This is a genomic window from Pseudomonas sp. B21-054, assembly GCF_026016345.1.
Lineage (GTDB): Bacteria > Pseudomonadota > Gammaproteobacteria > Pseudomonadales > Pseudomonadaceae > Aquipseudomonas.
In genome coordinates this window covers 5,526,640-5,539,247 of the sequence record NZ_CP087204.1, presented here as the reverse complement: position 1 = coordinate 5,539,247, position 12,608 = coordinate 5,526,640, and the positions used below count along the sequence as shown (strand labels likewise).

Here is a 12,608-nt window from a genome sequence, read left to right as displayed (position 1 = left end):
TCCCCTCGCCACAGGTTTGAGTTCGGTCAGTGGATGAAGGGTAGTTCAGCCGCCGCCAATATCTCAATCCTCCTCACTCCCCTCCGCCTTCCAATACCCCACAGCCTTCACGAAATCCTGTTCTAACCCTTTCTCCTCCAGCAACACCTTGCGAATCTGCCGCGACAGCTTGCTTTCGGTGGCGACCCAGGCGTACAGCTTGCCAGTCGGGACTTCCAGCTGTTGCACGGTGGTCAACAGGTTGTCCTGGCGACCTTCGCGCAGCACCCAGATCACGTGGACCTGCGCCGGGCTCTGGAGCATCTGCTGTTCGGCGCCGTTTTCCACTTCTACCACCACCAGGGCGCGCCGGTTCGGCGCCAGGCCTTCGAGGCGACGGGCGATGGCGGGGAGGGCGGTTTCGTCGCCGATCAGCAGGTAGCTGTCGAAGATGTCCGGCACGATCATCGAGCCCCGCGGCCCACCGATGTCGAGGTATTGCCCGGGGGCTGCCTGGGACGCCCAGGTCGAGGCAGGGCCGTCGCCGTGGAGCACGAAGTCGATGTCCATCTCCAGGGTGTCCAGGTCATAGCGGCGCGGGGTGTAGTCGCGCATTTGCGGTAAGGCGCCCTGGGCCTTGCCGGCAGCGAGATTGATGCTTTCCAGCGCTGCCCGTTCCTCAGCGTTCTGCGGAAAAAACAGCTTCACGTGATCATCCGTACCCAGGCTGACGAACCCGGCCAGTTCCGGCCCGCCGACGGTGATGCGGCGCATCCGCGGGGTCAGGTCCTGCACCCGCAAGACTTCCAGGCGACGGCGTTTGACCTCGTGATTGACACGGTGAATGGTGTTGGGATCGACTTCAGTCATGGCGTTGACTCCGAAACGGGTGGACGGTCGGGGCCGTCGATGATGGCTTTGGCGGTGTCGTTGAGCAAGTCGCATACCCGCATGATTTCTTCCGGGCTCCAGTGGCCAGGATGCTTTTGCAGCGCATGTCGCAGGTTATACACCGCTTCATGGATTTCCGGAGGCCGATCCTGTCCGCGCAGCGTGCGCTTGCTGGCTTCAATACGCTTGCGCATCTGCTCCAGCGCCACGGCCTGGTCTTCAAGGGATAGACGTCCGGCGTCGGTCACTCTGTAGCATTTTTTCCCGTTCTCGATGCCGCAAGTGATCAACGTGCTCATTTCCAGGAAGGCCAGGGTCGGGTAGATCACACCGGGGCTGGGGCTATAGGCACCGTCGAACATGTGCCCGATCCGGCGGATCAGGTCATAGCCATGGCAAGGCTGTTCGGCAATCAGCGCCAGCAACAGCAGTCTCAGATCGCCGGAGGCGAAGACCCGTGGCCCACGGCTGCCACGCTCACGGGCTGCCGCGGCTTGTTCGAAACCGTCATTTTTGGGAAGGGAATAAGTGACTGTCATATGCGCGCGCTCCATTCTGCATAAGATAGAAGTTAGATATATCTTTATCCGAAGATATATCTTTGATAATTTCCAAGGCTAAGATGTATCTTTATTCGCAAGCTCTTACTCGGGTTCGGAAAAAAACCTTACATGAATGCTGTGTATCCAGGGATGGCAAAGATACAGGCTGCATACATTTGTAATGACTGAATAGCGTGTAGGCCTGCTATGTGGGTTGTTTCTGACAGTCAAACTTCAAATTTATAAAAAACTGCATCTTTTTCTCTGTTCTGTATGCGCGAGGTACTACGCCCTTATGGGAAAGTACCTGCTTATTTTTAATTAAAGAGAGTCGATCATGCCCCGGCGTTGAAGGGGCAGGCCACGTGGTTGTTGGCCTGCAACTTTCAACCCTTCTCTTTATGCTAAGAACAGGTGTTAACAACATGCTCAAACAATTCGTATCCGGTACTGCCCTGGTCGCTGCTGCCCTGGGGTCTTCGGCGGCGTTCGCTATCGATGATGCTCGTTCCTCAATTCATATCACTGCGACTATCCCAACCAAGCAGTTCCATGTACTGCCGCGCAATCCGGACTTCGGTAAGGATGAGGTCATGAACTACAACCCTGTGACCAACACCCTGAGCTCTTTGCGCCAGACCTATGACGTGAAGAACACCGACGGTTCGGTTCACGCTTACATCCTGGGCGGCCAGCCTTCGCTGACCAACGGTTCGGACGCTATTCCCCTGACCACCATGTTCAACAGCATCACCTTGACTGAGTATCCTCAGGAAGTAGTGTCCGACGCAGCATCCACCCCAGGCACCCAGGCCGACATGCTTATCCTGGCCTCCACCGTGCCTACCGAAAACCAAGTGGGCGTGTACAACGCTGACTTCACCGTGATCTTCGACGCGGTGCCGCGCGCCACCCCGTGATCGCCCTCGATGCCCGATGAGTTTCACCTCATTGCACGGGGCATTGCCGCAGGCCGTCCGGCGCTCCCCTCGCCGGGCGGCCCGCACCTGAGACGCCCTGATCGTTCGTTGATTATGAGAATCCGTTGATGTTTCCGATGACACCCATCGCGGGTGCCCTCGCGCTATTGCTGTGCGCGAGTGCATTGGCTGCGCCGACTGCCCCCGGTACAACGCCCAGAAGTCTGTTGTCTCAGGCCAAGGGGTTGCCGGAAGAGTTTGAAGCCCACTTTTTCGATGTGCCTCTGGCGGTTCGTGTAGAACTCGATCAACAGTACCTCGGCGAAGCCATGGTGGTGTTGACGCGGGACGATCGCATTACCTTGCTTGAATTCACCGACACCCAGGACAGCCCGATCTCGGCCGTCGATCGCGGGCAATGGGAGCAGCTGCTCAAGGAAGGGCGGCCCTTGGGGGCCTGTGAAAGCCGATGCACATCAGGACTCCTGGCGGTGCATTACAGCCTTGAACATTCACTGGTGTCGATCCTCACCCAAAATGTGGAACGCGGTGGCGCGGAGAAGCGTTTTTACGACCTGCCGGAAGAGGGCAGCCTCGGTCTGATCTTCAATAACCAACTCAATCTCAACGGTGGCCAGGAGCAGGACACCGGCGGGCGTTATGGCCTCAACGCCAGTTCCAGCCTGGGCAACTGGACTCAGTCGTTCGACTTGCAGCTTTCACGCTTGGGCGGCCCGGACGACAAGCTCTATCACGCTGTCCATGAACTCTTCACCCAGCGTGAAATGGAAGACAGCTTTTTTCGCCTGGGTTATTTCATGCCGGGTTCCGATGGCCTGAACCGGCAGATCCGTTCGTTCGGCGCCAACCCGGACACCGCAGTGGGTGTGATGTACGGCAGTTCCGACAGCCTGGTCATCAACAACCCCAAGCCCAGCGTCTACCCGATTTATGTCACCGCCAGCCGTCAGGCAGCGGTGGAGATTTACCGCAATGGCCTGTTGATCAACACCCAGGCAGTCAGCGCCGGGTTGCAGAGCCTGGACACCCGGCCGCTGCCCGGCGGCATCTATGAAGTGGAGGTGCGGCTGATCGAGGACGGACAGACCACCGCCACCACTCAGGAATTGGTCTACAAACCCAACAACTGGCGCAGCGCCGATGATCGCTGGCGCTACAACCTGTTCGCCGGACGGGAAAGCAAGTTGTTGAGTAACTGGGACGATCAACCGTCGGGCTTCATGACCGCCGGGGTGGGCCTCAATTACCTGCTGCATCCACGGGTGGTACTGGGACTTTCCACGCGCCAGGTGCAGGACAAACTGCAATACGGTACCTCGGTGGACTGGACCCTGGCCAACAACACCAGCCTCTTTGCTAACGTCTACCAGACCGAGCAATACGGCACCGGCATGGACTTGCAAGCGCTGTACAGCTATGGGCTGGGCAGTGTGGTAGCCAGCCATAACCGCAGTTGGCTGGACACCCGCAACACCTACGAAGTCCTGCCGGACGGCACCCGAGTTCGTCAGCGCAACGTGTTCGTCGGTCAGACCAGCAACTCGTCGTTGGCGGTCAATCACCGGATCAGCAACAAGTCGTCGGTCAATGGGCGGCTGTTCTACAGCGAAGGCAATGTCGAGGGCGCCGGCCTGGACCTGGGATGGACCCAGCGCGGCAAGCTGGGCAGCAGCGATGCCAACTGGCGGCTGTCGGTGTTCGATCGCCCGGGCACCTCGAGTACTGCCGAGCGGCGTAATCGCGGCTTGGACCTGAGCGTCAGCGTCGCCCTGGGCGGGCCGGGGGAATACTGGTCGGGCAGCATTGGCACCCGCACCTCGCGGGACGGCGACCGGGACAACAATGCATCGTTGACCTATCGCCGGGACCTGCAGGACCACGTGCTGCAAAGCGTGTCCGCCACGGCCCTGGCCGACACCTACGGCATGGGTTTGTCGGGCCTTGCCAGTTTCGAAACCGATTCGTTGTATGGCGACGGTTTCGTCCAGCGTTCTTCCTACAACGGCAACCTCACCGGGGGCTTGAACCTGAGCAGCACGGTGGCGGTCGGCGGCCGGAAAGTCGCCTTCACCGGCCTGCCGCAGAGTGGCGGTGCGGGGATGATCGTCGACGTGGAAACCGACCTGGACGATATCGTCCTGCTCGCCGACGACCTCACGGGCGGCACCACCACGTTGCGCCCGGGCCGCAACTTTGTGCCCATCACCGCCTACCAGAACAGTCTGGTCACCTTCGACTTCGACGGTCTTCATCCGCCAGCGGCCAACATCCAGCCTGCGCGCACCCGCTATCACCTGAACAAGGGCGGCGTGGACTACCGCAAGGTCAGCGTAATGCGCAGCGTGACTGTGCTCGGTCGCCTGCTGGATGGGCAGGGCCAGCCGCTCAAGGGCCATCACGTGATCAACCACGCCAGCCGTGGGGTCAGCGAGGTGGACGGGTTCTTCTCCATGGAAATGAACGCCAGCTCGCCGACGCTGGAGGTGCGCTACGGCAACGACTTGCTCTGCCAGTTCCGCCTCGACCCGGACAACGCCAACAGCGAGGGCGATGTGTTGATGATCGGTGATTTGCGCTGCACGCCGGACACCCTGGCCGGCAACGACCATCAGCTCGAAGCGGCGGGTTGAGCCTGACGGTTTTAACAACAGTGTTGCGTGAAGCGGTCGCCATCGGCCGCCTTCAATAGATGAGGTTTTGGTTATGAAACGTTTATTGGCTCTGTGTGGTTTGGCGCTGGTTTCCACGATGGCCCAGGCCGGGCCGCAGATTAATGTCGGGGTGGTCTACGACTACCTCGACGGCGACAAGAGCACCTACATGAAGCGGGTGTTCAATGGCGGGACGTCCACCGCGTTCGTCAAGGTCGACATCCTGGAGATCCTCTACAACGAGGACGGCAGCTATCACGAGGTGGCGCTGCAAGACCAGGAAGGCGCGCTCGCCAAGAACGGCCTGATGGCGAGCCCGGCGCGGATGATCGTGCCGGCCAACGGCATGCAGGGTACGCGCCTGCTGTTCATGGGCGAGCGCAGCAAGGAGCGTTACTTCCGGGTTCGCTTCGTACCGGTAGTACCGGAGGCCGAGGACGAATTCGCGGTCAGCGCCGAGGAGCGCGAGGAATACAAGAAGGAGCGCATCGCGGCCGGGGTCAAGGTGCTGGCTGGCTTTGGCACGGTGTTTTTCGTGCGGCCCAAGGAAACCCGCTTCGACACGGCCATCGATAACAGCGCCAGTCGTTATGTGCTGCGCAATAACGGCAACAGCGTGGTGGTGATCGACGAGTTCAAGGACTGTGCGGCGAAAAAAGACAACGATTGCCGGCCGACCATGAAGCACCACGTCATGGCCGGACGCACCTTCTCGTTCGACAAGGAGCCCGGCCGTGAGTATCGCTTCAACCTGGTCGAAGGCCGCGACGAGAAAGCCATCGAGATCAAAGGCTGACGGCACGCCGTCGCTGAATCGTCGTTGACGCCACAGGTAATCATCATGTTCAAGACATTGCTGCACCCCCTGATCTTCACCACCCTGGCGCTGCCGAGTCATGCGGCGTGGGGAGCGGTGGAGCGGGAAACGTTCGAACTCTTCGTCACCATCCCGACCACCGAATTCCACGTGTTGCCGGTCGACCCGCAACTGGTCGAGCGCGAACAGCCGATGCTGTTCAGCACCTTGACCTCGGGGCTGCTTCCGCTGCGGGCGAATTACGAAGTGAAGAACATCAACGGGGCCATTGGTGCCCGCTTGGGCGAAGAGGCGTTCCTGTCCAACGGCCGTGAGCGCATCGATCTGCAGGTGAGGTTCAACAACGTCCAGCTGACGTTGGATTCGGCCCAGGTGGTCTCGGCCGCCGAGGCCCGGCCGGGGCGGCGCGTGGGATTGGAAATCATCGCCGTCAAGACGGCTGAGGAATATGCGCCTGGGGATTACTTCGGCACCGTGCACATGGTGTTTGATGCCATTGCGCCGTAAACCACGGGAGCGGGTTTATATGAGTCATCCAGCAATCTTCGAACGGGGCGCTTCGCTGTACCGCGTGATCATGGTGCTTGCCTTGCTGCTTGCAGGCATGCCGACGGCAAGTGCCCTGACCCAGGAGATCAGTGCGCGTTTTCGGCCTGATCCCGCGAAGCCTACAGAGAATAAGTTCACCAATACCACACCGGTGAGTGGGTATTGCGCTCGATACCCAAGGGAATGCGAAATCGCCGGCATGTTCAGTATTCGAATGCCCATCCTTTTTAATTCGTCCAGGGCGATTGAGGCCAATCACGCAGATAGTCGCCAAGGCGCCATGTTCAAAGTGCCCGCCAATTGGCGTTCAGCCACGGTGGTCAATTCGAGCACTGGCGAGAGTGAAATAGTTGAAGTGCGTGTGTCGGGTATCGGTTCTCAATATCGCCTCAGTGTCAGCCCTGTCGAACTCGTAGGGGGAGGAGACATCAGTCTCGTTACGGCCCATGGCAGGCTATGGGGCAGCAGTTGGGTAAACGCTCCTTCACCGTGCCGTTATAGCGGTGTGGGGATCATTGCCATGTACCAGTACGCATTTTTCTGGAAGACGCCGCAAGAAAGCGCTTGTAATAAACAGGCCAAATATCGAGTGCCGGATTTGAGGTACAACTACCTGGATTTTGCCTACGAACTGCGCACACCCAACCCGTTGAAAATGTCGGCTGGTCACTACACGGGATCACTGACCTACACCGTCGGGCCGGGCCAGGACTTCGACATGGGCGATGTCATGCTCCCGAACGATTCGATGATCACACTGAATTTCAATCTCGAAGTCCAACACACGCTTAAAGTCGAAGTGCCTCCTGGCGGCAACAAGGTCGTGCTCGAACCCCAAGGCGGCTGGCAGGCCTGGTTGAACCAGGGGCAAAAACCGACGCGGTTGTTTCGTGACCAGACCTTCCATATCTCGGCCTCATCGCGTTTCAAGATGCGCATGGAATGCCAGTTCGCCGATGCCGGCGACAACACCTGTCTGCTGTGGGCGCCCAGCTCCGGTTATTTGATACCGGTGGACATCAGCGTGACCCTCCCCAACGGCCTGACGGACGCCGCCGGCCAACCCGTCAATCGCCGCCGGCTCTATCTCGATGGCAGTGGTACCGAACTGTTCCAGCCGGGGCACTACGTCGACCGTAAGCCGGGCACTCTGCATTTCGAGGTTGGCCGTAGCCAGGTGGAGGAAATGCTGGCGGGGGAGGCCAAGCATTACAGCGGCAACGTCACGGTGATCTGGGACTCGGAGGTCTAGCGACTTACCCCCCATACCCTGTGGGAGCGAGCTTGCTCGCGATTACGGTGGGCCAGTCAACACTTTATCAACTGACCCTCCGCTATCGCGAGCAAGCTCGCTCCCACAGGGGAATGTGGTGATTTGCTGGATCAGCACCCACGGCCGGCCTTCGATACCATCGCGCCGCCCGCAGCTTATTTGGAGTCAATATGAGTCGTTCAAACATTATCGAACGCGGAGTTTTGTTGTGCCGGGCAACGACGGTTTTTACCTTGTTGTTTGCAGGCATGCCGACGGCCAATGCTCTGACCCAGGAAATCAGCGCGCGTTTTCGGCCTGATCCCGCGAAGCCTACAGAGAACAAGTTCACCAATACCACACCGGTGAGTGGGTATTGCGCTCGATACCCAAGGGAATGCGAAATCGCCGGCATGTTCAGTATTCGAATGCCCATCGTTTTTAATTCGTCCAGGGCGATTGAGGCCAATCACGCAGATAGTCGCCAAGGCGCCATGTTCAAAGTGCCCGCCAATTGGCGTGCAGCCACGGTGGTCAATTCGAGCACTGGCGAGAGTGAAATAGTTGAAGTGCGTGTGTCGGGTATCGGTTCTCAATATCGCCTCAGTGTCAGCCCTGTCGAACTCGTAGGGGGAGGAGACATCAGTCTCGTTACGGCCCATGGCAGGCTATGGGGCAGCAGTTGGGTAAACGTTCCTTCACCGTGCCGTTATAGCGGTGTGGGGATCATTGCCATGTACCAGTACGCATTTTTCTGGAAGACGCCGCAAGAAAGCGCTTGTAATAAACAGGCCAAATACCGAGTGCCGGATTTGAGGTACAACTACCTGGATTTTGCCTACGAACTGCGCACGCCCAACCCGCTGAAGATGTCGGCTGGTCACTACACGGGCTCGTTGAATTATACCGTCGGGCCGGGCCAGGACTTCGACATGGGCGATGTCATGATGCCGAACGATTCGATGATCACACTGAATTTCAATCTCGACGTCCAACACACCCTCAAAGTCGAAGTGCCTCCTGGCGGCAACAAGGTCGTGCTCGAGCCCCAAGGCGGCTGGCAGGCCTGGTTGAACCAGGGGCAAAAACCGACGCGGTTGTTTCGTGACCAGACCTTCCATATCTCGGCCTCATCGCGTTTCAAGATGAACATGCAATGCCAGTTCGCCGATGCGGCCAACAACACCTGTCTGCTCTGGGCGCCCAGTTCCGGCCAACTGGTGCCGGTGAACGTCAGCGTGAGCCTGCCCAATGGCTTGACGGACGCCGCCGGCCAACCGGTCAACCGCCGACGGCTGTATCGGGACGGCAGCGGGACGGAGTTGTTCCTGCCGGGGCACTACGTCGACCGCAAGCCCGGCACCCTGCATTTCGAAGTGGGCCGTAGCCAGGTGGAGGAAATGCTGGCGGGGGAGGCCAAGCACTACAGCGGTAATGTGACGGTGATCTGGGACTCGGAGGTTTAGCGGCCCACCCACAATCCCCTTGTGCACGGTGTTTACTGACCCGCCACCAGCGGCTTGCATTGGGTGTGGGTGCCTGGCTGCAAGTAGGGCGACAGAAACGGCGCCATGCCCTTGAGCACTTGCACCGGCAGGGCCGAGGTGAATTTGAAGTTCTGCGCCGATACCCCCGGGACATAGGCGGTGAGGGTGCCGAAATGGCTGTCGCCGATGTAGAACACGAAGGTGGCGGTGCGGTTGATCGATTTGGAGCTGATCACCCGCCCGCCCGAGCCGATGGCTTCGATGCGGTTGTCGCCGGTGCCGGTCTTGCCGCCCATGGCCAGCGGTGTACCGTCGGCCAGTTTGAAACTGCCGGCCACCCGTTTCGCGGTGCCGGCATCCACCACTTGGGACAGTGCGCCGCGCAAGGCCTGGGCCACTTCCACCGGCATCACACGCTTGCCGTTATCCGGGTTGCTCACCAGCCGCGTCTCGTAGGGCGTGTTGACGGCGAAATCCAGGCTGTCGACGCGCAACGCCGGTTGGCGGATGCCGTCGTTGAGAATGGTGCCCACCAGTTCCGCAAGCGCGGCAGGGCGATCACCGGAGCTGCCGATGGCGGTGGCCAGCGACGGCACCAGGTGATCGAACGGGTAACCGACTTTCTGCCAGCGTTGGTGGATGTCGAGGAAGGCTTCGATTTCCAGCATGGTGCGGATGCGGCTGTCGCGGGCGCTCTTGTGCCGGCTCTTGAACAGCCAGCTGTAGACCTCCTGACGCTCGAACTCACTGGCCTTGACGATCTGGCTGAACTTGGCGTCGGGGTGGTTCAGCAGATAACCCATCAGCCACAGGTCCAGCGGGTGGACCTTGGCGATGAAGCCTTGGTCCGGCAGGTCATAGGCGCCGGGGCCGTAGCTTTGGTAGAGCCGTTCCAGGCGTTCATCGGTGAGTTTTTCGGCGCTCTTGGCCGACTTGAGGTGTGAGCGCACGAAGAGATTGAAACTCTCCTGGCTATCGCCGGGAAAGAAGTAACGGTGCACGGCGGCCAGGCGGATCGCCGTGGGGTGCATGCTGTCGAGGAAGGTTTCGAGGCGCTGGCCCGTGTCTTTCTTCTGGTACTTCTTCCAGAACTTGAGCAGGAACGAGGTGCCTTCGCGGTCGGCGAACTGGGCCAGGTATTCCTGGCGGCGCGGGTCCTTGTCGTCCTTGAGCAATTCGGCGCTGTTATTGGGACCGGCGTAGGTGGCGTAGCGCACCAGGTCGCGCATCAGGCGGATGAACGGCAGGTTGATCGACTCACGCAGGGAGTCGCGCAAGGTCGGGATGCGGCCGTTGTCCTCGTTGCGGAAGTTGTGGAAGGTGTGCAGCCCGCCACCGGTGAAGAACGCCTCGCCGGGGCTGGCGGAATAGGTACGGTCCAGCGCGGCTTCGAGCATTTTCGGCAGGCTACGGTCGGTATTCTGGATCAGGTAGTCGACGGCCCAGCGCGAGAGGCGGTCCGGCTCGGCGATTTCGGTTTTCTTCAGTGCTGCCGGGGTCTGCTGGGCATAGCGATCATGCAGTTCGGCAATGATCTGCAGGTACGTGGTGAGGACTCGCAGTTTGGCGGTGGAGCCCAGTTCCAGTTTGCTGCCTTCGTTGATGTCGAAAGGCTGGTCGGTGCTGTCGGTTTGCACCCGTACCCGCGAGCCGTCGGGGGTCAGTTCCAGCAGGGTGAAGCTGTAGCGCACCTGGGTGGTGCTGGTGGGGGTTAGCAAGCGTTCGCCCATCAGGCCGATCTCGGCAGCGAAGGCCGGGTCGGCCAAACGCTTGAGGTACTCGGTGGCTTGGGCCTGCAAGTCACTTTGCAGGGTGCTGGTGGCGGAGAGGTCCAGGCGATCGAGGTCGTACAGCGGGCGATTGAGCAGCGTGGCGAGGCGGCTGCGGGCGGCGCTGATGCCTTTGTTGGTTTCGTTGGGCTGCACGGTCGGGTCCTGGACCCAGTCGCGATAACTGACCTTGCTGGCCAGGGTGGCCTCGGCCAGGGGCGCATCGATGACGCCGTTTTGCGCCAACAGGCGGACGTGGCTGTCGGTCAGGCGCGCCAGTTCGTCGCGGCCCTTGGACAGGTAATGGGATGGGCGACGCTGGGCGATCATCAACGACAGCATTTCCCGCAGGGCCAGGCCTTTGGCCGCCAGGCTCTGGGGATCGGTCGCGGTGCTGGCCAGGCGTTCGTTGGCCCGGTTGAAATCGGCGCCGTACCAGACCCGCAAGCCTTCAGCCATGCCATGCACTTCACCATGCCCCGGCACGGCGGAGAGCGGTACGCTGTTGAGGTAGTCGCGCACGACCCGCTGGCGTGCCTCGAGGGTTTGCGGGCCGGCCTGGTAGGCGCGCACGCTGGCGGAGATCATCTGGCGGATTTTCTCCGCGCCCGACACGGTGAGGCCCTCGGGGGAGTGGCGGTATTTTTCCAATTGTGTCGCCAGCGTGCTGCCGCCGGCGGACTGCCCCGGCAAGCTCAACAGCTTGGCCACCTGCGACCACGCCGCCATGCCGAAACGCGGCCAGTCCACCGCCGGATTGGCCTCGGGGTGCTTGGGGTCGAGCAGAAAGCGGTTTTCGATAAACAGCAGGCTTTGCACCACCACCGGCGGGATCGCGTCAAAGCTCGAATACAGCTGCTGCGGGTACTTGAACTGATACACCGGTGCGGCGCGGCAGTCGGTGATGGTCAACCCGGCCTGGATTTTTTCTGCGTAGGGGACGAACAGGCCTCTTTCGACGTAATCCATCAAGGCCGGCGAGAAACGCGCCTGGGCCTGGATCACGTAGTCACGCTTGAGCAGGCGCGGCAGGAATTCCCCCAGGGCGCTGTAGCCCAACCGCCGGTCGAACGGACCTGCACCGGGGTAGACGATGGCATCGCTGGGCCCCGGTTGCACTGAATAATCCAGGGACGCGGCGTACTTGCTGATCTCCCGGGCCTGAAACCGCGACGTGCGCATTTCCTTGGCCACCGCCAGGCCGACCACTACGACGATAATCAGCAGCAACAACCAGAACGCCCGCCAGCCATGCCGTGCGCGGCGAGTTTTTTTGGGTAAAGGCGCTTCTTCCATACGTTCAGTCGGGACCACAGGTTTATTCGAATCGGTTTGCCATAAAGCGCCCATAGTCGACTGATCCATTCACGCAGATTGATCGGACTTGCTTGAAGCTTAGACGGTGGTTGGCGTGGGGGGAGGGGAAATTGTGGGCATCGGTCTGGCATGACCAGTGGCATCCCTTTGTGGCTAGGACTTTGTGGCGAGGAGAGATCTATCTGTGGTGAGGAGGGATTTATCTGTGGCGAGGGGATTTATCCCCGCTGGGCTGCGAAGCAGCCCCAATGCAGGCCACTCGATTATCCAGGCATGCCGGGGTTACTGTAGGGGGCTGCTGCGCAGCCCAGCGGGGATAAATCCCCTCGCCACAGTACTACGAATACTTCGGAATATTCGCTCAACCTTCTCAGCATCAATCAAGCAACAGCATGGCTACGCTGCATCCAAAC

Annotated in this window: 9 protein-coding genes; 6 read left to right on the top strand and 3 right to left on the bottom strand. The window is 60.2% G+C overall.

Annotated elements, in window-relative coordinates:
- Nucleotides 1-63: 63 nt before the first annotated feature.
- Together LOY70_RS23995 and LOY70_RS23990 are read right to left on the bottom strand one after the other, a co-directional pair.
- Entirely contained in the window at nt 64-849 is a 786-nt protein-coding gene (locus LOY70_RS23995) for a siderophore-interacting protein (RefSeq protein WP_265029552.1), read from the bottom strand.
- A complete protein-coding gene (locus LOY70_RS23990; protein WP_265029551.1) occupies nt 846-1,409 on the bottom strand; it encodes a PadR family transcriptional regulator in 564 nt (187 codons plus the stop codon). The genes LOY70_RS23995 and LOY70_RS23990 overlap by 4 nt, the downstream gene beginning before the upstream one ends.
- A gap of 428 nt (nt 1,410-1,837) precedes the next feature.
- On the opposite strand from LOY70_RS23990, the gene LOY70_RS23985 reads away from it, so the two are divergent.
- From LOY70_RS23985 to LOY70_RS23960, 6 genes are all read left to right on the top strand, one after another.
- A complete protein-coding gene (locus LOY70_RS23985) occupies nt 1,838-2,332 on the top strand; it encodes a fimbrial protein (protein ID WP_265029550.1) in 495 nt (164 codons plus the stop codon).
- Nucleotides 2,333-2,460: 128 nt separating this feature from the next.
- Nucleotides 2,461-4,983 carry a TcfC E-set like domain-containing protein gene (locus LOY70_RS23980; protein WP_265029549.1) on the top strand — a complete coding sequence of 841 codons (2,523 nt, stop codon included), beginning with the start codon at nt 2,461-2,463 and terminating at the stop codon, nt 4,981-4,983.
- 73 nt (nt 4,984-5,056) lie between these two features.
- Entirely contained in the window at nt 5,057-5,800 is a 744-nt protein-coding gene (locus LOY70_RS23975) for a molecular chaperone (RefSeq protein ID WP_265029548.1), read from the top strand.
- A gap of 45 nt (nt 5,801-5,845) precedes the next feature.
- Nucleotides 5,846-6,328 carry a CS1 type fimbrial major subunit gene (locus LOY70_RS23970; RefSeq protein ID WP_265029547.1) on the top strand — a complete coding sequence of 161 codons (483 nt, stop codon included), beginning with the start codon at nt 5,846-5,848 and terminating at the stop codon, nt 6,326-6,328.
- A 19-nt stretch (nt 6,329-6,347) separates the two neighbouring features.
- Nucleotides 6,348-7,622: a hypothetical protein gene (locus LOY70_RS23965; RefSeq protein WP_413776613.1), complete on the top strand. Its 1,275-nt coding sequence runs from the start codon at nt 6,348-6,350 to the stop codon at nt 7,620-7,622.
- Nucleotides 7,623-7,891: 269 nt separating this feature from the next.
- Entirely contained in the window at nt 7,892-9,088 is a 1,197-nt protein-coding gene (locus LOY70_RS23960) for a hypothetical protein (RefSeq protein ID WP_265038175.1), read from the top strand.
- Nucleotides 9,089-9,120: 32 nt separating this feature from the next.
- Here the strand turns inward: LOY70_RS23960 and LOY70_RS23955 are convergent, their stop codons facing one another.
- Entirely contained in the window at nt 9,121-12,228 is a 3,108-nt protein-coding gene (locus LOY70_RS23955; protein WP_265029546.1) for a transglycosylase domain-containing protein, read from the bottom strand.
- Nucleotides 12,229-12,608 lie beyond the last annotated feature (380 nt).